The following is a 21,514-nucleotide window of genomic DNA, read 5'->3' as shown; positions in this document are numbered from 1 at the left end:
GGTTTTGCCCTGTAAGAGAGTTTTCAGGGCTCCACTCCTATCGCCGCACCACCGGGCCAACGGGGGTCGCAATAGCCAAACAATTTGCCGCCTTCAGACAAAATCGTGCTGGTACGGCCAGGTAACCAGCGGCCGGAATGCAGATGGTGGCCTTGGCGAACCAGCAGGCGTTGGGTATCCGGGCTAATGCCCTCTTCCAGACGCAAACGATCCGGCAACCACTGATGGTGAATCCTGGGAGCAATCGCCGCCTCGGCCACGTTCATGTCAAAATCAATGGTGTTAAGAATAGTCTGCAACACCACATTGATAATCACACTGCCTCCAGGGCTGCCAGTGGCCATCCAGGGCTTTCCGTCTTTGAATACCAATGTCGGCGTCATTGAAGACAGCGGGCGCTTACCCGCTTCAATGGCATTAGCTTCACCACCCACCAACCCATAAGCATTGGGCTGACCCGGCTTGGCGGAAAAATCATCCATTTCGTTATTCAGCAGAAAGCCCGCTCCTGCCACCGAAATCCCGCTGCCGTAGGAAAAGTTAAGAGTGTAGGTGTTGCTAACCACGTTGCCGTGTTGATCCCAAACGGTAAAGTGGGTGGTTTGCGGGCTCTCTTCTGGCAGCTCCAATGCTGGCGCCACATCCAACGATGGAGTAGCGCGTATCAAGCTAATATCCTTGCGCAGGCGCTCTGCATAGCTTTTCTCAAGCAACGCCTCAACCGGCACATCGTAAAAATCCGGATCACCCAGGTACTTGCTGCGATCTGCATAGGCCCGGCGCATCACTTCGGTCAATGTGTGAATGTAATACGCGCTGTTGTGGCCAAGCTCCTGTATATCAAAGCCTTCGAGCATGTTAAGCATTTGGATTAAGTGCACACCGCCAGAGGAAGGTGGTGGCATGGAAACGATGTCATACCCTCTGTACGTGCCCCGAACCGGCTGACGTTCAACCACTTTGTAGTTTTGCAGGTCATCACGGGTAATGAGGCCACCGCCCTGTTCCATTTGAGCGACAATGCGATCAGCAACTTCACCTTCATAAAAACCCTTGCGGCCTGTACTGGCGATTTTATTCAACGTCCAGGCCAGTTCTTTTTGAATCAGCTTGTCGCCAGCTTGATAGTTCTCACCATCGGTCTTGAAGAAATATTGTGTTGACGCTGGATCTTTTTTCAATCGTGCTCCGCGATTTTGCAGGGAAAAAGCCAATGGGTAGCCTACGGTAAAACCCTCATTGGCCAGTTTAATGGCGGGTTGTAGCACCTTCTTTAAGGGTAACGCCCCATACTTCTTCTGGGCATGAAGAAAACCAGCAACGGTTCCGGGCACCCCGGCAGACTGGAGGCTAAAACGAGCACGTTCGGCATCGACACCGCCGTCTTCAGACCAAAATAGCTCCCGGTGGGCGGCCGCTGGTGCCATTTCCCGGTAGTCCAAGGCAATAGTCCGGCCCTCTTTAGCCAAGTACAGCATCATAAAGCCGCCACCACCGATATTGCCGGCCTGGGGGAAGGTAACTGCCAACGCAAAACCGGTGGCTACAGCAGCGTCTACCGCATTACCGCCGCTGGCAAGAATATCTGCACCTACCTTGCTGGCTAGCGCATCTCGCGACACCACCATGCCACCATGGCTGATGACTGGGTGTACTCGAGCACCGTAATCCAAAATGGGTTTTTCGGTTTGCTGTTCCTCGCTATGGAGCGGTGCGATTGCCACCACCCAGCACAAACATACGGCGAACCATCGGTAATACATGAAAGGACCTCCCAAACTGTGGGAGCATCATAGCAATTGAGGTCAAAAATAACAGTAGCGACCGTTCGGCAGAAAATCAGCAGAGTACTGTGAGAGCAGCTAAGCTGCTATTTACCACTACAACAAATGGCCTACCCTGCCACAGCGATTGTGGCTCCAGTAAATACCCCACCTTTCAAGGTGGGGCTTTTTTTAGCCATAAAAACTATTTAGTGGCAATTAAACCAATAACCTCTTTGTAACTGATACGTATAAAAAAACCCTTGGTATTGCTACCAAGGGTTTTTCAGCAAAGTAAAAAATCTATTAATTGAATTCCTTACTAAAGGACACAAAAAAGTAACGGCCCCTATTGCTGTACAAGGCTCTAAAGTAGCCTGTTATTTCATCGGCCAGCGGTGGTTCTTCATCAAAGACGTTATTCACACCAACTTTGACTACAGATTGATCCAAGGCACCACCTTCAAAGCGATAGTTCACCGAGGTATTGACTTGCACGAAGTCACCTCCGTCAAAACCGCCTTCAGGCAAGCCACCTAGGCCACCATTGGTATCAAGTACGCGGCCCACATAACGGCCAAACACACTTGCTCCCCACTGATCTCCAACCCACTGTACGCTGGCTGAGCCACGGCTATAGGGATTATCTCTATTACGAATCAAAGAACCGCCACCGGAAGTAGGCAGACCAGCATCAAGCAGCGCTTGAGAAAGAGGGCCAGGCTGGAAACTTAAAGTCTTCAGCAAAGACCAATCAGTCTTCAGTCGAATCGTACCAATATCAGTATCAAAATCTTGCTGAACACTAAGGTCAACACCCCTTACAACGCGGGTATCAGTATTCTGAAATTGCGTAGATACTACAGATGCACGCCCATCCGAACCGCGAGTTACCGCTGGGTTCCCCGCTCTACCCTCTGAGCGTTCAAGAGCATCAAACAGCAGTTGATCAGCTAGCGAAGCACCAGTTCCTACAATACCAGTTTGCTCAATTCTCCAGAAATCCGTTGTAAAGGTCATACCGTCCCAAGGCTGAAGCACAAAACCGTAGGTAACAGATTCACCATCCTCAGGATCAAGGTTGAGGTTACCACCAGTAATTGTTTCCGGGTTAGTCAATACAGCTGCACACAGAGCAGGAGTAGCAAGAGCTGCATCCAGCGATGGTGCTGCACCTTCCGCAACACAGGCATGGAAGTCCACTACGTTTTGACTTACTCGAGAAACTTGTTCCCTTTGCAACTGCTCAATATTTGGTGCCCTAAAACCTTCTGTGTATGCACCACGGAACATCAGCCAATCATTCACACGCCAACTTAAACCAAGTTTTGGTACAAGGATTTCATCTTCAATATCAGAAAAACTCTCATAGCGCGCAGCCAGTTGAACATCAACGCTCTGAACGAGCGGGATAGCGTCATTCTCTGTAATTAGGGGTGCTTGCAATTCACCAAATACAGAGAACACTTGACGACTACCGTCAAAGTCAGAAGTTGGACTGGTGTTTACCACATCACTGGTAATACCCCCACTAGCAGTTGTAAAACCAATCGTACCATCAACACGATCATCACGGTTATCACTGACTTCCTCTCTGCGCCATTCGGCACCAAAAGCAGCACCTACCGGCTCACCACGAAGATTAAAGAACTCAGGGGTAGACAACTTGAAGTCCCACAAAGCCAAGCTAGAGCTGCTGTCGCGGGTAACATCAATTCGCAAGGCATCCGCTAAATTGCTATTGAGGGTGGTATCGCCCACATTGGGGTTGTTGATATCACCACCGTTGAAGGCATTGAACGCAGTAGCAGCATCAGCACTGTTCAGAGCATTCTGAAGAGCCGTTGAGCTGGTACGATTACCCTCGATATCAATAGTGTCAGCTTCGGAATAAAGCCCAGCAAACTCCCAATCCCAATTTTCAAATTGTCCTTTGAACCCCCCTAAAACCCGAAACACCTCCGAATTCACATCAATGGTTCGGTTACCAGCTTCAAAAGTTCGGAAGTTCGATGTTGTTAACCGCAATCCTTCAGCCGGTACATCCGCCCCCAAGCCAGCCAACCTACCAGCACCAGAGCCCAGAGGGTTAAAAGGATTGTCAGCGCCAATTGCTATAGGCGCAGAACTCAAAACACCAGATCCGCCTCTCGTCGCAAAAGAATTGGAATCGTAGTAGTTCAGTTCACCAAAAAACTCGGTTCCAGATTCCAGCTCATGAGACAGGGACACAAAAACGCTAATTCGGTCAGACTCGGGTACCAAATCAACATTGGGTGCATCATCATCACCCAAAACAGTCCTTGGCAAAGATCCAGCCCCTAAGCAGATGCCGTCACCTAAATCAGCAACATCCGCACCACTGGCAGCAATAACATCTGCGTTATTACAGGGGCGAACATGAAAGCGATCATCCGTAACACCACCAATAGTTACATCATCAGGCGTATCAAACTGTAACCAAGGACTATCAGAAGATAAATTATTAAAACTGCCTGCAAGCTCTGGTGGAACAAGGTTGCTACGATCTGATGAGCTGTAGTAGCTGCGTTCAGTAGCTCGCAGAGCACTGCGGTCAAAATAGCCACCAGCGATGGTGAGGTTGGTAGCACCATCATTAAATGAAGTGCCCCATTTGAAATCAAAAGAGGTTTCATCCAGGGAGGTACCCTGAGACTGACCGTAACGAACTCCGAGCTGCAGGCCTTCGTAGTCACCATCAATTACATGGTTCAGCACACCGGCAGTAGCATCCGCACCATAGGTTGCACCTGCGCCGTCACGCAACACTTCTATGCGTTCGATTGCAGAACCTGGAATAGCGTTAATATTGACAATCTGCACAGGCACACTACCAACACCAATATTTTCATTCTGGGTAGTTGGGTGAAGTACCATACGGCGACCATTGAGCAGAACCAGCGTATTACCTGAGCCTAAGCTACGCAAGTTAGCACTGGCAACATCACCACGGGCACTGTTTGGCCCCTGTGACTCACCGTTAAAGTTTTGACCACCAGCTTGTGGTAAAGCTGCGATTAATTCATCAGTAGTGACGCTACCAATGGAGTCAAGATCCGCTTTACCCAACGAAGTGACAGGTAGTGCCCCCGTAGTTTTAGCGCCCCGGATGTGTGAGCCAACTGCTACAATTTCTTCATCAACAACAGTGTCTTCTGAATTGGCTTCTTCAGCACTGGTTGAAACAACAAAAAAAGAGCTTATTGCTGTCAAAATACCTAAGGTTAACCTATTTTTTTTAGGCACTTTTTTTCTCCCCTCTACGTTTTGATTCTGAGTAGCCAGTGAAATAGTCACTGTGCCATTTGTAGAGAGGTTGCCCTGTAGCCCAGACCCTTTGAGCAAAGCGTCAAGCCCTTGACCTAAAGTAAATTGACCTCGGACTTTATTAGCTCGATGCTGACTGGCTTCTTCATAGGGAAAAAGCAAGACAATATCCGTTTGCTCGGCAAAAAGATTTAGTGCTTCTGCCGCATTAAGTTCAGGAATATCGATCTTATAAAGCTTTGTATCATCCACATTACTGGCCGCTTCTGCATAGGCACTAAGTAGCAGAAACATGACAGTCAATACTCTGACACTTTGACGCCAACTACTTTTTATAGTTAGTAACTTGCCACAACTGTTCAAAGATTTTATCCAAGACTGCATGGCAACCCCTCAGGGATATAACAAATCAATGTAGAGAAACCGTAAAAATTTTATTCGAATTACTTAAATTATTTTTTAATCGAGGAAAGCTGCACTCTATTTTCGCCAACCCTGTGTACATCTATGCCAAAACCCTGCTCCAGAATATCGAACATCTTTTCCATTTCATCAAATTTAAAACGGCCTCCTATGGGGATACCAGCTACTTTTTGGTCCGTAATTTCAATGGACATTGTGGTATAACGACTCACTTCTTGCATAGCGTCTTCAAGACTTTCACCTGAGAACGTCAGGTAACCATCGCGCCATGAATGTTTTCGAAATAATTCGCTAGACGGGATCGATTTTTTCTCAACCTTTGCAGTGTCGGTGTGTTTTTTTACTAACAACGCTATAGTTCCTGATTCTCCGGCATTGAGTATGCTCTCGGCAACGGGTTCTAACTGGGAAGAATCAACATCTATTGAGCGGTTTTTACCGTACGTATCTTTCTGACTGATTTGTTCATTTGATTGGGTTACCTGGCCCTCCGTTAAGGCTTGCTGCACAGGCGCAAAGGCTACACTCCCCTCAGCAACTAAGACACTCACATCACTTTCCTGAACATGAACAGAAAACGCTGTGCCAATAGCCTGTATACGTCCACTTCCAGCATATACCCGGAATGGCCTGTCAGCATTTTTGGCAACTTCAAAATAGGCCTCGCCACGAAGCAAGTACACACTTCTGTGTGTTTCTGCATAACTAACTTCTAGCTCACTGTTGGTATTCAGGAGTACTGTCGAGCCATCCAGCAATGAAAGCGTTTTCTGCTCGCCGATGCTGGTAGCATAGATTCCATTACCGTTGCCAAGCTCCTGCCTTGTAGAGAAATTCAAAAATGCCAGGACACAAACACACAAAATACAACTTGCCATAGCGGCCCATCGCCAAGGGGAACGCGTAATAGAGCCTTTTCTTTCTACAAACTCTGCTTTATCAGTAGAGACACCCTGATGTAAAGGCTGCATTAACTCAGTAAGCACATTGTCGCTCCATAACGCATACAGGCTTTCCAGCTCACTGCGATGCATGGGACTACGATGCAACCATTCACCGAGTTCCTTTAGCTCTGCCTTGGTCAAGGGCTTGTCGCCATCCATTCTTATCAGCCAGTCTGCCGCTTGCTCAGAAACAGCAGCATGCGCTTTTAACGAAGAAGACTTATTCATTACCTGCCTCCTTGGTCGAAGCCAATTCCGAGACAGGAATCTCTACTTTTTGATCAGTACTCATTTGTTTTGAATCTATATAATCTCTACAGCTTAAGACGCCGAACTTCAGATGCTTCTCTACAGAGCTCAGTGACATTTCTAGCCGTTTCGCAATCTCTTTATGAGGCAGGCCATGGACTTTCCGCATTAAATACACACGGCGACTTTTCTCCGGAAGGCTGGCAATGGCCTCACAGTAAATGCTGAGCGTTTCCACCGCTTCGAACTGGCTATCAGGGGTCTGCCCCTTATCCAATTCGACCAACTCTTCACAGTCTTCCAAATACTTGGTTATCTGTCGGCTCTTTTTGTTGAGCTCATTCAGCGCCAAATTTTTTGCAATGGTGAACAAAAAAGCCTTTGGCTGCTCAATGTCGCCGCGGTCTTTTTCGGCACAATACGCTTTCAAATAAGCCTCTTGAGCAACATCTTCAATGTCCTGCTCAGACGTTAAAAACCTGGCTAAGAATTTTTTCAAAAACAGGCTGTGCTCTATAAAAAAGCTGGAAATGTTCGATAAGTTTTTTTTGCCCAATGAACCAGGTCCCCTGTTTCTGGCATTACCCCGCGCTAAAGGCGCTATAACGACTCGAAAGGCGATACTGCTGCCCTAGACATAAAACAAGTCAGTCGATAAAAACCGTAAAAATAGACCCGAATCTAAGCGGCTACCAAAAATAACAAACCCCAGCAAAAGCCAGGGTTTGTCAGTCACTTAAACCGCCATAAGGCAGTTTTCAAGTAGCTCACGCATCAGGGCAGCAAGTGAGCCACTCCGTCACGCTCTTCTTTCAGCTCTTGTTCAGTGGCTGCCATTCTGGCGCGGGAGAAATCATTCACTTCCAGGCCCTGAACAATTTGCCAGTCGCCGTCTTTGCAGGTGCAGGGGTAAGAATAGATCAAGCCCTCTTCGATACCGTAGGAGCCATCGCTGTATATGCCCATGCTCACCCAGTCACCGTCTGCAGTACCCAGGGCCCAGCTGCGAATATGATCGATAGCTGCATTGGCGGCAGAAGCGGCGGAAGAAGCACCGCGGGCATTAATAATGGCTGCACCGCGCTGTTGCACAGTGGGGATAAAGTCATTTTCGTACCAGTCTTGCTCAACCTGCTCGATGGCCACCTTGTCATTGACGATAGCGGTATGCAGATCCGGGTATTGAGTAGCAGAGTGGTTGCCCCACACAGTCATCTTGGTGATGTCGCTGCTGTGTACATCCAGCTTGTTGGCCAGCTGGGACATGGCGCGGTTGTGATCCAGGCGCATCATCGCCGTAAAGTTGCGTGGATCCAGATCCGGCGCATTGCGCTGGGCGATCAGGGCGTTAGTGTTGGCGGGGTTACCGACAACCAAAACCTTCACATCGCGAGAAGCGTGATCGTTCAGGGCTTTACCCTGCACAGAGAAAATAGCCGCATTGGCTTCCAGCAGGTCTTTGCGCTCCATACCGGGGCCACGAGGGCGTGCACCTACCAGCAACGCGTAGTCGGCGTCTTTGAAGGCTACATTGGGGTCATCACTTTGCACCATGCCCTGCAACAGCGGAAAGGCACAGTCTTCAAGTTCCATGGCCACACCTTTGAGGGCGTCCAGAGCCGGGGTAATTTCCAGCATTTGCAAGATAACCGGTTGATCTTTGCCCAGCATATCGCCAGAGGCGATACGAAACAGCAAGGAGTAACTGATTTGACCGGCTGCGCCAGTCACGGCAACGCGTACAGGTGCTTTCACGAGGACTCTCCGAATAGTTATAAGGTTGAGTAATTAAAAAAACCGCCGAATTATACGGGATCGGCGGTTATATCTGAATGCCTTTAAAGGGGGTAGTCAGGCTAGCCTGGATAGCGGGCTTCGAGGGCAGCGTAGAGCTGGTCTTTGAAGTCAGTACTTGCGGTATCCAACGCTTGCACCGCTTCCACCAAATGCTCGTTGTCTTCGCGGCCATTCCACACCTTGATATAGCTGCCATCTTTGTAGCCATGGTCCTGGCGGAAGAAATTCAGTACATTTTTGCCCACATAGCGTACATAGAGTTCATCGAAGTCCATATCGATACCGGCCATCAAGCGAGCAAACCCTGGAATGTCAAAGCCTTTGGTCTCCAGAGTTGTTTGAGTAAAAGACTCCAAGTCATTGCGAAAATCATCGCCCTGCCCGCGCAACTCCGCTTGTACACGCTTGGCAATCTCTTCACCAGAATTTCCTTGCAGCAACAGAATGCTGAGGCCGAAATGCCAAATGTCCACCAGCTCAAGCTTTACCTGATCGGTATCCGGCTGCTGGTGCTTCCACCATTTCCAACCGTAGTGGTCCATCAGTTCACCACACTCAATCCAGATGGCTCGATACCATTCAAAGCCGCGCTCACGCCAATCGCTGTGAACTTTGCTGTTCATACCGTCTTGCAGTTCCAGCATGGTCAAAATCTGTTGTTGCATAAGTTACGCCTGAGAAGTCAAAAATAAACGGCGAAAGTTCTCGCCGGTGTGTTCGATCACCTGCTGCTCACTGACGTCTTTTAGCTCAGCGATACAACGAGCCACTTCCACTACATATTGCGGCTCATTCTGTTTGCCCCGATAAGGTACGGGAGCCAGCCACGGGGAGTCAGTTTCAACCAGAATGCGCTCTAGCGGCATTTGCTTCACCACTTCGCGAAGCGCATCGGCGCTGCGAAAGGTGATAATGCCAGAAAACGAAATAAAGTAACCCAGCTCGATGGCTTCACGGGCCATCTCCATGGTTTCGGTAAAACAGTGCAGTACCCCGGCGCTGTGGCGGCAGCCGTAGCGGTCGATGGCATCCAGTGTTTCCTGACGGGCTTCACGGGTATGCACAATCACCGGTTTTGCCAATTGTTTGCCCACCTGCAAATGGCGCTTAAAGCTCTCCCGCTGCCAATCGGCGGTATCCTCACTGTAGTGATAGTCGAGGCCGGTTTCTCCCAGGGCCACGACTTTGGGGTGTTGAGCCAGCTCAGTAAGCCGTGCCACATCCGGCAATGGGGGCAGCTGTTTTTGCAGTGGGTGAACACCCGCAGATACCCACATATCATCGTGCGCTTGAGCAAGCTGCTGAATATTGGCTGAGGAATCCAAATCTACTGCAACACTCAGAAACCCTTGCACACCGCGGTCGCGAGCGGTGTCCAAGAGCTCACTGAGACCACTGGAATAATGATCACAGTTGAGGTGGTCGAGATGACAGTGGGAGTCAACAAGCATGAAGGAGAGTAAAGCCGCGCAGTTGGTTGCTAGAAAAGCCGCTGGTTACATGGTGTACGTGTGTTCAGCACTCTGCAGCAGCCCCGCCAGATAGGCTTCTATTTTGCCAAGCAGCTCAATATTGGCCTCATCCAGCTGAATACCGATGCCCTGCTTGCGCTGACCACCCAGACCTTTTGGCGACATCCACACCACCTTGCCGGTAATGGGGATTTTCTCTGGTTCATCCATCAACTGCAGCAACACAAACACTTCGTCACCCAGCAAATATTCTTGCTTGCTGGGCACGAACAATCCCCCATTAGTAATAAAAGGCATATAGGAGGCGTACAGCTCCTCCTGGGAAGACAGTTTTAAATTGAGAATGCCGTTGCGTACACCGCCGCCTAGCGCGTCCATAGACTTTGTAATGCCTTGTTATTGTTGCAGTTGTGATAGTACGTCATGGTGTGGCCAGTAGCAATCATCCTTGACGGGAAACACTGCCCAGGCTCTGCCAATCCAACAGCAGTGATTCCCACAAAAGCTGCATGTTGGGGTTGCTGGCACTGTCTACTTCTCGCCTGGCGTTGTTAATGCGATCCAACAGGTGAAACCACTTGCGGGTAGACGGCTCTCCAGGGTATTCACGTATCGCTCCCTCTACTCGCGCTAACAGCCATTTCAGTAACCGCTGTGGCTTTTGACGATGACAGCGCTCAGCAGCCAGAACCGCCGAGAGCCTGTGTTCAGCCAAGTCATCCAGCAACTGGTAAAACTCGCCCCGCTGCTCCAGCAGGTCACTTTCCACCAACCTGAGCGCATGCAGTGGCCGGCCCCCGGCTTCCTGCAATAACCATGACGGGTCTTGATCACCACTGGCCACCTTGCCCAGCCAGTCGCGACTGCTGGATACATCCGGAATCGGGAAATTCACCATTCGGCAGCGGCTGCGAACGGTAGCGGGCACCCGTGATAGCTGGTGGCAAACCAGAATCAGCAGAGTGTTTTCCCCAGGTTCTTCCAGGCTTTTCAGCAACGCATTGGCGGCGTTGACGTTCATGGCTTCAGCAGGCTCGATTAGGGCCACCTTCCAACCGCCCTGCTGGGCGGTTTTCGACATAAACTGGCAAAGCGCTCTTATCTGGTCGATTTTGATCGCCTTGCCAGGCTCTTCCGGAGACACAATTTTCAAGTCGGGAAAGCTGTCTGCGGCCACCAGCTTACAGGCCTTGCAAGTGCCGCAGGCGTAATCCCCCAGGGGCTCGGTGCAAATGACTCGCTGTGCCAGAGCCCGGGCAAACTGAATTTTGCCCACTTCCGACGGGCCCGCCACCATCAATGCGTGAGGTAGCCGATCGCGCCGGTGTTGGCCCACCATGTCGTCCCAAACCCCACCCTGCCAAGGGTAAGGCATGGCCAGTGTTTGTGGTTGCTCAGCCATGGCTGTGACTCGCTAAGAATTGATTCAACACCGCTCCGATTCGATCTTGCACTTGTGGCAACGATTCAGAAGCATCAATCACTTTACAGCGCTGCGGCTGCTGCTCAGCCCGCTGCAGGTACATGGCTCGAACATTGGCAAAAAATTGCTGCTTTTCCTGCTCGAAACGGTCCGGCGCACTGCGGTTATGAGCACGACGCAAGCCCTCCTCCACCGACAAATCCAGAATCAACGTCAAATCCGGGTGTAACTGCCCCTGCACCAGGGTTTCCAATTGGGCAATCTTTTCCAGTGGTTGACCTCGGCCCCCGCCTTGATAAGCGTAAGTGGCGTCGGTAAAGCGATCGCACAACACCCATTGACCAGCAGCCAGAGCGGGCTTGATCACCCGGGCGATATGCTGCGCCCGGGCAGCAAACATGAGCAGCAATTCTGCGGTTTCATCCACGGACTCTTGCCGGGGAGATAGCAACAAGCTGCGCACGTCTTCTGCCAGCGGTGTACCGCCCGGTTCACGGGTAGTAATAAATGGCAGATTATTGCTCTGCAACCACTGTTGGATAAAAGCCATATTGGTGGTTTTGCCCACCCCCTCTGTGCCTTCAACCGTTATAAATCGGCCTATTTTCAATGGATTACCTTAATTATTTAAAGTCATTTATTCACTGGTGGTGCCGAGCGGTAATCGCTGCGACGCTGGCGGCGCTGGTACTGGTCAACCGCGCGCTGATGTTCTTTTAAGGTGGCGGAAAAATAATGGCTGCCATCCCCCTTGGCTACAAAGTACAAAGCATTACCATCCGCCGGATGCAACGCCGCGTAGATAGCTTCCGCCCCCGGATTGGCGATAGGGGTTGGCGGCAACCCTTTAATCACGTAGGTATTGTAAGCGGTGCGCTGACGTAAATGGGTGCGAGTCAGGTTGCCTTTGTAACTGTCCCCCAGGCCATAAATAACCGTTGGATCGGTTTGCAGGCGCATTCCTCGCTGCAAGCGGCGCACAAATACACCGGCTATTGCCGGGCGTTCGTGAGCCACCCCTGTTTCTTTCTCAATAATCGATGCCATCACCAGCGCTTCATAGGGGTTTTGATAAGGCAAATCCGGCGCGCGGTTCTGCCACAATTCCGTTAGCGTTTGCTGCATGGTGCGATGGGCACGCTGAACAATGTCGGCCGCGTTATCACCGCGGTGATAACGATAACTGTCTGGAAACAGCCACCCCTCCGGATTTGCCTCTTTAACCGCTGCCAATAATTCCTGGTCAGAATCGCTGGCCTGCAAGTGAGGTTGGTCGCGCAGTTTGGCCAGCCACTGCTTAACCGTTAACCCTTCCGGCAGAGTCACCTGATGGTACACCACATCTCCGCTGTTGAGTTTATCCAACAGCGAGATTGGAGTAACACCGGGCTGCAAACGATAGTCACCGGCCTGAATATCACCCAAATCGTTAAAGCGAGCGTAGAGCAAAAGGCTTTGTTGCTGGATGTGGCTACTGAACAGATCGTGCTGGTCGTGTAATTGGCCCAGCAGTCGAGTCAGATTACTGCCCGACTCAACGCTAAACTCCAAAGGCTCTTCAAGCGACAGCGGCTGTTTAACAAGGTGTGTCAGCCAGACGTAACCGCCGATAGCCAGCAGAACAGTGGCTATCAGTGCACCAACCAATAAACGCCTTAACAGCGATAACACGGGTAACGCTCCTGTAAGGCCACCTGTAAATGCCCAGCCTGCTTAACGCTGGCAAAATCGGCCAAATCGTCGACACTGCCCACTGGGCAAATACCGTAAAGACTGTTGCACAAAAACAGTTCCTCCGCTTCAGCCAGCTCATCCACACCCATATCACGCTGTTCAACGGGCAAAGAAAGCCCTGGAAGCAGCTCTTTTAACAGCAATTCACGCATCACACCTGCTACCCCGCAGCGCTCAAGGGTTGGTGTCACCCAAACGCCATTGTGCAGAGCAAACAAATTGCTGGCGGTGGCTTCTATCACTCGGCCCTCGACGTCCAGAAGCAGCCCTTCGTGAATATCAGCGTCCTGCCATTCCCGTCGAGCCAACACCTGATCCAGGCGGTTGAGGTGTTTGAGCCCTGCCAGTGGCGGGTGCAACGGCAATCGGTGCTGGCACACACGCAGCCGCAGTGGGGCCGTTTGTGTCAACATCGGCGGCAATGGATACCACAGCAACAGCGTGTTGGGCTGTACACAATCAGGCGTCTGATAACCACGGCCACCAACTCCGGCGGTAACCATGATTTTAACGACCCCTTTTTCACCCCGGCCAGCGAGAAAGTCCATAAAATGCTGTTTGAGTGCAACGAGATCGAGGGGAATAGATAGCACCTGCAGGCCCTTTTCAAGGCGCTGAAGGTGGTAGTCAAGCAATGGCGCAACGCCATTGGCGATGCGAACGGTTTCAAACAAACCGTGGCCGTAAGCCAAGCCACGATCCAGCGCATCGATACCCGTTGCGGGCTCGCCATTAAGCCAGCATTGTGTTCGATCAGCAGCTGCCATCACCGCTCTCTTGGCTGTTAAAAAAGACCTTCAAATGTTTGGCAATGGCAGACTGCGCGCCTTCCATATGCAGGTGGTGGCCACCTTCCAAAACCCACTTCTGGCAGGTTTTGATTTGTTGCCAAAAGCTGGCAAACAGCCGCTCTTTGATGTCCATCTGCTCACTGCCTAAAAACAATATCACGGGAGCGCTAACTTGCTCGATAAAAGCACGCAGTTGGGCTTCGCTGTATTTGCTGTCTGAAGCCGCCTGCAAGCGCGGGTCTGCCAGCCAATAAAAGCCATCCTGATCTTGGCTAAGACCACGCTCTGCGAACAATGCAGCGGACTCCCGGTTCAATGGGAAGGTGCCCTTCATGCGTACTTTCAGAGCATCCTCCTCAGTGCGGTGACGACGGCGATGGTAACTGCGGTATTTGTGCCGATCAGCGATTGCCTGAGCCAGTTGCCTGGGGGCATCCGCCTCGGGAATCGGTAATGGCACCAGGCCATCAATAAGCACCAGTTTGTCCACCACTTGTGGCGCCACCGCAGACAGCAGCACTGCGATCATCGCGCCTCTGGAATGGCCCATCAGGTTGACCTTCTGCCAGCCCATCTGCTCAATCACATCCAGCACTTCCCAGACGTCCTGCCACAGGTTGTAACCGGAATCTTCGGAACGACCTTCACTCTGACCATGGCCGGCGAGATCGAGAGACAGGATGGAGTAATCTGGCAGCTGTTGAGCCAATGGCTGGAACGAGTTGGCGTTGTCGAGCCAACCATGGAGGGCCAGAATTGGGCTTTGTTTGGGTTGCTCCGCTTGCCAGTAGCAAGCGGCCATGGAGCGCCCTGCTACCGTAAACGGTTTTTCCACTACCGGGCGAGTCAAGGCTGCTTCAACCATTGCAAGGTCGCACCACCACAGGCAAAGCCAGTGACATCCAGGCAAGCCAGGCAACTGGTGCCCATCTGGTAACCGAGATCAGAGCGATCCGTCAGATAATCCAATAATTTACCCACCAACGGCTGGTGGGTAACCAGCAAGACACTGTTGTGCTCGCTGCCACCGATAACAGCGCGCAATGCGTTGATATCTGCACCTGGCAACAACTGCTCCACAACCTGCGGTTGCAATCCCAATTGGGCCGCATCAACAGCAGCTTCTGCGGTCTGCCGAGCCCGTAATTTAGGGCTGCTGTACACGCTCTCTACAGCGTTGAGGCCATTGGCAGCCTCGGCGACAATTCGGCGGGTTTGCTCCAACCCCAGAGGCGTCAGTGGCCGTTCACCACCCTCTCCGTAACTGGCCGCATCGCCATGGCGCAACAGGAACAGCTTCATCCGCGCTTTTCGGGGTCATCCTGGCCATCACTGTTTAGCGGGGCACTGTTTAGCGAGGAAGTGTCTTCAGCGGGCGATTCCAGGGGCTCTGGCTGGTCGTCCAACTCCACCTCAGCTTCACCGCCCTGGTAGGTTGGCTCTACCGGCGCAGTCGCTTGTGGTTCTGGTTGAGGTTCTGGTTGAGGTTCTTGCTGCTGCTCTTTTTGCTGTTCCTCTTCGGGTTCCTTTTCAGAAACCACTTCCGGTTGTGGGGCGCGATAGGGTTCACCGGGTTCAACCTCTGGCCATTCATTGAATGGAAAGGGCTTCTCTTCGCTGTTAAAGGTTAAAAACAGCAGACATTGGTACACCCATTTGCTGACGCCCTGACCAAAGTTGCGCAAGTTGTCGTTATCCTGGCCGGTAAATAGCACCACCAAAAACTGAAATACTACCGCCACCCAAACCAGGATTCGGGCAATGAACAGGCATACCAAGGCAAATGCCATAAACAACAAACGCAGCCACACATTAACGTTCAAAAAATGGGGTTGTCCTTGCTTCTCACTCATAACTTTTCCCACTAAAATAGTTCTTGTTAATTTACTTTAAATTCAAGCTTTAAGTGCCGAAAATTCAACATCATTCGACTGTTCGGCCAACATCATATTGCCCATCAACTGCTCGATGGATGAGCCGTTAAACATGCACTCATACATGGCGTTAGCCAAGGGCATGTAGATATCCAGCTCATCGGATTTTTCCTTCACCAGGCGGGTGGTATTCACCCCTTCTGCCACCTGGCCCACCTGTTCAATGGCCTGCTCGAGGGTTTTACCCTTGCCAATGGCATAGCCTACTTGGTAGTTGCGACTGAGGGGTGAGGTGCAGGTAACAAACAAATCTCCGACGCCACTGAGGCCGAGAAAAGTCATCGGGTTTGCACCCAACTGCATGGCAAACCGACTCATTTCAGCCAGGCTGCGGGTAATCAGCACACTGGTGGTGTTTTGACCCACTTCCAACGCCGCCGCCAGCCCAGCTGCCAGGGCGTAGATATTCTTGAGCGCGCCGGCCAATTCAACACCGTAGCGGTCGGCATTGGCGTACACACGAAAATAACGGGAGCCCAACAGTTGCTGTACGGTTTCGCAGAGCTCATTGTCGTCACTGGCAACCACCGTGGCGGTAATTTGCTTGGCGACAATTTCTTTGGCCAGGTTGGGCCCACTGATTACACCAATTCGCTGGGTGGGCAGTTCCTCTTCCAGAATCTGGCTCATCAGCTCAAAGCTGTTGGGTTCAATGCCCTTGGTGGTGCTTACCGCCATGGTGCGAGAATCCATATAAGCAGCGGCCACGGCCGCTACGGAACGAAACGCCTTACTGGGGATGGAGAAAAACACCACATCACTGCCACTGAGCGCCTGTTCAAGATCTGCAGTAACCTCAAGGCGGCTGTCCAGCTTGTAGCCTGGCAGATAACGGCTGTTTTCTCCGCTGTCCATGCAATTTTTTGCATTGGCCTCGTCGCGCATCCACTGGGTCACTGGAAAACCGTTGCAGGCAATCATATTGGCAATGGCAGTGCCAAAACTGCCTCCGCCAAGTACCGTAATTTTATGGTTGTTATCGGTCATAAAGTAAGCGTCTGGTGCTGTTGTGAAGGTCGATTATAGGGGGTAATGGGGTGCATAGCCATGACTCAAAAGAGACCGAAAAATGACATCCCAGACACAAATAAAGGCGAATGGCTGAACGCCCATTCGCCTTTTTGCGGCCTTGCAATATGCTTATTTGAACAGCAGCTTGTTCAAGCGCTGAACAAACGCGGACGGATCATCCAACTGTTCTCCAGCAGCCAGTTGTGCCTGTTCAAACATCAACAGCGCCAGATCACCGGCGCGATCCTCATCGGGCTCCACGTCCAGTTGTTTGAGCAGGTCGTGCTCCGCGTTGACTTCCAGAATCGGTTTGCTTTCCGGCACCGCCTGGCCAGCAGCTTCAAGAATACGGCGCATCTGCATGCCCACATCCTGATCCCCCACCACCAGGCAGGCCGGTGAATCGGTGAGTCGGGTACTGGTGCGCACGTCTTCCACGGTATCGCCCAACAGCTCTTTGACACGCTCCACCAGAGCAGTCTGCTCCTCAGAGGGCTTGTCATCTTCCGGTTTGTCCTCCTCACCAGTAATCTTACCCAGATCCAGCTCGCCGCGAGCCACATCCTGGAAAGACTTGCCATCGAATTCAGTGAGGTAGCTCATCAACCACTCGTCGATGCGGTCGGTGAGCAGCAGCACCTCAATGCCGTGCTTGCGGAACACTTCAAGGTAAGGGCTGTTCTGGGCGGCGCTGTAGCTGTCGGCAGTGAGGAAGTAAATCTTCTCCTGGCCTTCTTTCATGCGTTCCAGGTAATCCGCCAGTGCCACGGTTTGGTCACTGTTGCCGGTGTGGGTGGAGGCAAAGCGCAACAGGCTGGCAATTTTCTCTTTGTTGCCGTGGTCTTCCGCCGGGCCTTCCTTCAATACCGGGCCAAAGGTATTCCAGAACGTCTGGTAATCATCCCCTTCTTTGTTAGCCAATTTGCCGAGCATATCCAGTACCCGCTTGCTGAGGGCAGAACGAATACTGTCTACCGCTGGCGTCTGCTGCAAGATTTCGCGAGACACATTGAGCGGCAAGTCTGCAGAATCCACTACGCCTTTGACAAAACGCAGGTACAGGGGCAAAAACTGCTCGGCGTCGTCCATGATAAAGGTGCGCTGAATATACAGCTTAAGGCCTTTGGGCGCTTCCCGGTTGTAGAGGTCAAAGGGCGCGTGAGCAGGCACGTACAGCAGGCTGGTGTAATCCAGCTTGCCCTCTACCCGGTTATGGCTCCATACCAGCGGGTCTTGAAAGTCGTGGCCAATGTGCTTGTAGAACTCTTTGTAGTCCTCGTCCTTGAGCTCACTGCGGGAACGGGTCCACATGGCTTTGGCGCTGTTGACCACCTCAAACTCAGGGGCCTTTTCTTCCTTTTCTTGTTCTTCCTCTTCACCGGTAGGGTATTCCGGCTTGGCCATCTCCACCGCCACGGCGATATGGTCTGAGTATTTTTTGACGATATTGCGCAAACGGAACTCGTTGGCAAATTCGCTTTCATCACTTTTCAGGTGCAGAGTAATCGCCGTGCCTCGCTCAGCACGATCAATGGCTTCCACCTGAAACTCCGCTTCGCCTTCACAGCTCCAGCGCACTCCGGAATCAGCGCTATCACCGGCACGGCGGGACTCCACCACCACTTTGTCGGCAACGATAAAGGCGGAGTAAAAGCCCACGCCAAACTGGCCAATCAATTGGGAGTCAGATTTTTGATCGCCACTCAGCGAAGATAAAAACTGCGCGGTACCGGACTTGGCAATGGTACCCAGGTTGTCGATGATCTCTTCTTTCGACATACCAATGCCGTTATCGCTGATGGTAATGGTGTTGGCCTCACTGTCGGCGCTGATGCGAACTCTCAGTTCGCTATCGTTCTCAAACAGATCGGCATTTTCCAAAGCTTCAAAACGCAGCTTGTCGGCGGCATCTGAGGCATTGGAAATCAGCTCGCGAAGAAAGATTTCCTTGTTGCTGTACAAGGAGTGGATCATCAAATGGAGAAGCTGCTTGGCTTCTGTTTGGAAACCGTGGGTTTCCGTCTGGGTGGCGGTATCGCTCATAGTGTTATTGCTCCGTGGAAAAAACAGGATGACAGGTAAATAAGGTCGAGTTTCCGACTTTCAAGGGCTACACTTTTATCGATTGCCTGTGATTTATAAGGAGATAACCATGAAAGCCACTGTTTCCCTGATTGCCACCCTGCTGTTTGCAACCCCCGCCTTTGCCGACAAGATCAGCGAGCAGATTAACCTGGGCCTCGAGGCCTACAACGACCAGGATTACCAAGCCGCCATTGATGAGCTGCAGTACGCCATTTCCCAGATCCAAAGCAAACTGGATAAAGACAATGCCCAGCTGCTGCCCAAGCCTCTGGAGGGTTGGTCTGCTGAGGATGTGGAACACAATAGCGCCGCCATGGCGATGCTCGGCGGTGGCACTCATATGTCCAAGCGCTACCGCAAGGGCCGCGAGACGGTGGAGATCAGCATCAGTGCCAATTCCCCTATGGTCAGTGGCCTGGGCGCCATGATTAACAACCCCATGTTGCTGCGCAACGACGCTAACGCCGAGCCCTATCGCTACCAGCGCAATAAGGGCATCAAGCGCAAAGAGCGAAATTCTGTAGAGATCACCCTGATGCTGGCAGGCCAGATTCTGCTGCAACTGAAAGGCCAGAACCTGAGTGATGAAGATGCTTTGGAAGCCTTTCTGGAAGCAATGGATTTAAAGGCCATCAAGCTGGCGTTGTTGCAGTAAAGCCATCACCGATTCGTCGTCTTTCAGATAGAGTGTATTACGCCGCTGTGCGGCTAATTCACCCTACAAGCACTTTTCTCAGGCAGCATGAATGCTCATTGAATACACCACTGGCTCAGGAAAAATGCCTGATATAGACTTGGCGTTTTGATTAACGGCTGGAGCGAGAACATGCATTCAAATCCATTCCCCAACAAACTACCTCTCAAGCTCCTGCTCAGTGTGCTGCTGACGCTCAACCTTTCCCCCGCTAGCGCGGAAGTGCCAACGGCAAAAAAACAGAGCAGCACCAGCCAATTCCTGATTCGCTATGACACCATCAACCACCCGGTTACCTCTACCGAAGGCATGGTGGTCAGCCAGAATAGCCTGGCATCTCAGGTGGGCGCAGAAATCCTTGAACAGGGCGGCAACGCGGTGGACGCTGCGGTAGCCACCGGCTTTGCCCTTGCGGTTACCCTGCCCCGTGCTGGCAACATCGGTGGCAGTGGTTTTATGTTGGTTCATCTTGCCGAAGAAAACAAAACCGTTGCCATTGAATACTATGGGCAAGCACCACAGAACATCACCCCGGAATTGCTTGCCACGGCAGATGGTGAATGGGACCGAGACAAGCGCTACAGCCACCTCGGTGTTGGCATACCCGGAACGGTTGCCGGCCTTTATCACGCCCACCAAAAGTACGGCAAACTCCCCTGGAAAACCTTGGTAAAACCGGCAATCGAACTGGCTCAACGAGGCATTACCGTCACGCCGGACTTGTCTTATGCCTTGAGCACGATGCAAGGCAAACTGATAAACAACAAAGCACTTGCAGAAACTCTTTATAAGAAAGATCAATCCAGCTATCAACCTGGAGAGCGCTTAAAACAAACAGACCTAGCATGGTCACTCAAGCAAATTGCCAAAGGCGGTGCCGATGCATTTTACAAAGGTGCCATTGCCGACAAAATTGTTGCCGATATGAAGGCCAACGGCGGTGTTATCACTCACGATGACTTGGCCAATTACCGTGTCAACGAGCGCCAGCCAATTTGGGGGGATTACCGTGGTTATCAGATGGCTTATATGCCACCACCATCCAATGGCATTGGTTTTAAGCAATTGATGAATATTCTGGAAAATTTTCCTATTGCTGAATATGGCTCCAACAGCTCCGACAATATACACCTATTGTCAGAAGCCCAGAAACTGGTCACCGTGGATCGCACTCGCTTTATGGGTGGTTATCCCCAACACAAAGTCCCCGAAAAGGGTTTGGGTAGTAAAGCCTACGCGAAACAATTGGCTGAACTCATCGATATGCAGCAAGCTCGCCCAATAACTGATATTTTGCCTGGTGACCCACTGCAGTACGAAAGCCGAGACACCACCCATTATTCCGTGGTGGACAAAGACGGCAATGCAGTTAGCAATACATACACCATCAGCTCATCGTTTGGTGCCTACGTGATGGCCGAGGGCACCGGTATTATTCTCAACGACCACTTGGGCAACTTCGGCCTGTCTGTGGACGAGAGCAAAGTTCGCAACAGCAAAGCCAGCTTGGCCAATGTGCTGCGCCCTGGCAAACGTGTAGTTTCCGGCATTTCTCCGGTCATTGTTCTGAAAGATGGCAAGCCGGTAATTATTAGCGGCTCGCCCGGTGGTGCACGCATTATGCCTGTGGTTGCACAGGTGCTAATGAACGTCATCGATCATGGTATGAACATCGCTGACGCCACTCAGACACCTCGCAGCTATCAAGGAATTTCAAATCAGTTGGAATTGGAAAGCGGCCACCCCAAAGACGTGGTCAGGGCGCTGGAACAACGGGGCCACAGTATTAAACATGGGGCCACCATGGGTAGCACCCAATCGATCCTGATTGAAGGCAGCGAGTTGAATGGAGCAGCAGACACTCGCAGGCCAGACGCAAAAGCGGTTGGCGTAAAGTAAAGAGCAA

The 21,514-nt window shown here is 51.5% G+C and carries 19 protein-coding genes; 2 read left to right on the top strand and 17 right to left on the bottom strand.

Annotated elements, in window-relative coordinates:
- Window positions 1–23: 23 nt before the first annotated feature.
- The 17 genes from ggt (KFE80_02275) to htpG form a co-directional block, all read right to left on the bottom strand.
- The gene (ggt, locus tag KFE80_02275) at window positions 24–1,763 is read right to left on the bottom strand and encodes a gamma-glutamyltransferase (protein ID UTW45761.1); all 1,740 of its coding nucleotides are present in this window, start codon (window positions 1,761–1,763) and stop codon (window positions 24–26) included.
- Between the two features lie 306 nt (window positions 1,764–2,069).
- Window positions 2,070–5,345, bottom strand: a complete 3,276-nt coding sequence (locus KFE80_02270) for a TonB-dependent receptor (GenBank protein ID UTW45760.1) — start codon at window positions 5,343–5,345, stop codon at window positions 2,070–2,072.
- A 158-nt stretch (window positions 5,346–5,503) separates the two neighbouring features.
- Window positions 5,504–6,646, bottom strand: a complete 1,143-nt coding sequence (locus KFE80_02265) for a FecR domain-containing protein (GenBank protein UTW45759.1) — start codon at window positions 6,644–6,646, stop codon at window positions 5,504–5,506.
- Window positions 6,639–7,223 (bottom strand): RNA polymerase sigma factor, encoded by a 585-nt coding sequence (locus KFE80_02260; protein ID UTW45758.1) that lies wholly within the window; start codon window positions 7,221–7,223, stop codon window positions 6,639–6,641. Before KFE80_02260 ends, KFE80_02265 begins: the two co-directional genes overlap by 8 nt.
- A 218-nt stretch (window positions 7,224–7,441) precedes the next feature.
- The gene (locus KFE80_02255; protein ID UTW45757.1) at window positions 7,442–8,422 is read right to left on the bottom strand and encodes a malate dehydrogenase; all 981 of its coding nucleotides are present in this window, start codon (window positions 8,420–8,422) and stop codon (window positions 7,442–7,444) included.
- Window positions 8,423–8,523: 101 nt separating this feature from the next.
- Window positions 8,524–9,129 (bottom strand): dUTP diphosphatase, encoded by a 606-nt coding sequence (locus KFE80_02250; protein UTW45756.1) that lies wholly within the window; start codon window positions 9,127–9,129, stop codon window positions 8,524–8,526.
- A 3-nt stretch (window positions 9,130–9,132) separates the two neighbouring features.
- Window positions 9,133–9,915 (bottom strand): TatD family hydrolase, encoded by a 783-nt coding sequence (locus KFE80_02245; protein ID UTW45755.1) that lies wholly within the window; start codon window positions 9,913–9,915, stop codon window positions 9,133–9,135.
- A gap of 45 nt (window positions 9,916–9,960) precedes the next feature.
- Entirely contained in the window at window positions 9,961–10,314 is a 354-nt protein-coding gene (locus KFE80_02240; GenBank protein UTW45754.1) for a PilZ domain-containing protein, read from the bottom strand.
- A 64-nt stretch (window positions 10,315–10,378) separates the two neighbouring features.
- The gene (locus KFE80_02235; protein UTW45753.1) at window positions 10,379–11,338 is read right to left on the bottom strand and encodes a DNA polymerase III subunit delta'; all 960 of its coding nucleotides are present in this window, start codon (window positions 11,336–11,338) and stop codon (window positions 10,379–10,381) included.
- The gene (locus KFE80_02230; GenBank protein ID UTW45752.1) at window positions 11,331–11,969 is read right to left on the bottom strand and encodes a dTMP kinase; all 639 of its coding nucleotides are present in this window, start codon (window positions 11,967–11,969) and stop codon (window positions 11,331–11,333) included. The genes KFE80_02235 and KFE80_02230 overlap by 8 nt, the downstream gene beginning before the upstream one ends.
- A 23-nt stretch (window positions 11,970–11,992) precedes the next feature.
- Window positions 11,993–13,021, bottom strand: coding sequence for an endolytic transglycosylase MltG (mltG, locus tag KFE80_02225; protein UTW46592.1), 1,029 nt, complete (start codon window positions 13,019–13,021; stop codon window positions 11,993–11,995).
- The gene (gene pabC, locus KFE80_02220; protein ID UTW45751.1) at window positions 13,015–13,860 is read right to left on the bottom strand and encodes an aminodeoxychorismate lyase; all 846 of its coding nucleotides are present in this window, start codon (window positions 13,858–13,860) and stop codon (window positions 13,015–13,017) included. Before pabC ends, mltG begins: the two co-directional genes overlap by 7 nt.
- Complete coding sequence (locus KFE80_02215) at window positions 13,847–14,749, bottom strand: alpha/beta fold hydrolase (protein UTW45750.1); 903 nt, start codon at window positions 14,747–14,749, stop codon at window positions 13,847–13,849. Before KFE80_02215 ends, pabC begins: the two co-directional genes overlap by 14 nt.
- Window positions 14,731–15,186: a phosphohistidine phosphatase SixA gene (sixA, locus tag KFE80_02210; protein UTW45749.1), complete on the bottom strand. Its 456-nt coding sequence runs from the start codon at window positions 15,184–15,186 to the stop codon at window positions 14,731–14,733. Before sixA ends, KFE80_02215 begins: the two co-directional genes overlap by 19 nt.
- Complete coding sequence (locus KFE80_02205) at window positions 15,183–15,737, bottom strand: DUF4389 domain-containing protein (protein UTW45748.1); 555 nt, start codon at window positions 15,735–15,737, stop codon at window positions 15,183–15,185. Before KFE80_02205 ends, sixA begins: the two co-directional genes overlap by 4 nt.
- Window positions 15,738–15,779: 42 nt before the next feature.
- A complete protein-coding gene (locus KFE80_02200; GenBank protein ID UTW45747.1) occupies window positions 15,780–16,805 on the bottom strand; it encodes an NAD(P)H-dependent glycerol-3-phosphate dehydrogenase in 1,026 nt (341 codons plus the stop codon).
- A gap of 153 nt (window positions 16,806–16,958) precedes the next feature.
- A complete protein-coding gene (gene htpG, locus KFE80_02195) occupies window positions 16,959–18,872 on the bottom strand; it encodes a molecular chaperone HtpG (GenBank protein ID UTW45746.1) in 1,914 nt (637 codons plus the stop codon).
- A gap of 109 nt (window positions 18,873–18,981) precedes the next feature.
- Between htpG and KFE80_02190 the strand changes: the two genes are divergently transcribed.
- Entirely contained in the window at window positions 18,982–19,569 is a 588-nt protein-coding gene (locus tag KFE80_02190; GenBank protein ID UTW45745.1) for a hypothetical protein, read from the top strand.
- A 171-nt stretch (window positions 19,570–19,740) separates the two neighbouring features.
- A complete protein-coding gene (gene ggt, locus KFE80_02185; GenBank protein UTW45744.1) occupies window positions 19,741–21,507 on the top strand; it encodes a gamma-glutamyltransferase in 1,767 nt (588 codons plus the stop codon).
- Window positions 21,508–21,514 lie beyond the last annotated feature (7 nt).

This window comes from bacterium SCSIO 12696 (assembly GCA_024397955.1).
Classification (GTDB): Bacteria; Pseudomonadota; Gammaproteobacteria; order Pseudomonadales; family Porticoccaceae; genus SCSIO-12696.
This window is presented reverse-complemented; position numbering and strand designations above follow the sequence as displayed.

Coding starts and splice junctions, on each gene's coding strand:
- KFE80_02205 (UTW45748.1), bottom strand. CDS start 15,737: ATGAGTGAGAAGCAAGGACAACCCCATTTTTTGAACGTTAATGTGTGG.
- KFE80_02190 (UTW45745.1), top strand. CDS start 18,982: ATGAAAGCCACTGTTTCCCTGATTGCCACCCTGCTGTTTGCAACCCCC.
- KFE80_02215 (UTW45750.1), bottom strand. CDS start 14,749: ATGGTTGAAGCAGCCTTGACTCGCCCGGTAGTGGAAAAACCGTTTACG.
- pabC (UTW45751.1), bottom strand. CDS start 13,860: ATGGCAGCTGCTGATCGAACACAATGCTGGCTTAATGGCGAGCCCGCA.
- KFE80_02265 (UTW45759.1), bottom strand. CDS start 6,646: ATGAATAAGTCTTCTTCGTTAAAAGCGCATGCTGCTGTTTCTGAGCAA.
- KFE80_02245 (UTW45755.1), bottom strand. CDS start 9,915: ATGCTTGTTGACTCCCACTGTCATCTCGACCACCTCAACTGTGATCAT.
- KFE80_02200 (UTW45747.1), bottom strand. CDS start 16,805: ATGACCGATAACAACCATAAAATTACGGTACTTGGCGGAGGCAGTTTT.
- htpG (UTW45746.1), bottom strand. CDS start 18,872: ATGAGCGATACCGCCACCCAGACGGAAACCCACGGTTTCCAAACAGAA.
- ggt (UTW45744.1), top strand. CDS start 19,741: ATGCATTCAAATCCATTCCCCAACAAACTACCTCTCAAGCTCCTGCTC.
- KFE80_02270 (UTW45760.1), bottom strand. CDS start 5,345: ATGTTTCTGCTACTTAGTGCCTATGCAGAAGCGGCCAGTAATGTGGAT.
- sixA (UTW45749.1), bottom strand. CDS start 15,186: ATGAAGCTGTTCCTGTTGCGCCATGGCGATGCGGCCAGTTACGGAGAG.
- KFE80_02250 (UTW45756.1), bottom strand. CDS start 9,129: ATGCAACAACAGATTTTGACCATGCTGGAACTGCAAGACGGTATGAAC.
- KFE80_02235 (UTW45753.1), bottom strand. CDS start 11,338: ATGGCTGAGCAACCACAAACACTGGCCATGCCTTACCCTTGGCAGGGT.
- ggt (UTW45761.1), bottom strand. CDS start 1,763: ATGTATTACCGATGGTTCGCCGTATGTTTGTGCTGGGTGGTGGCAATC.
- KFE80_02240 (UTW45754.1), bottom strand. CDS start 10,314: ATGGACGCGCTAGGCGGCGGTGTACGCAACGGCATTCTCAATTTAAAA.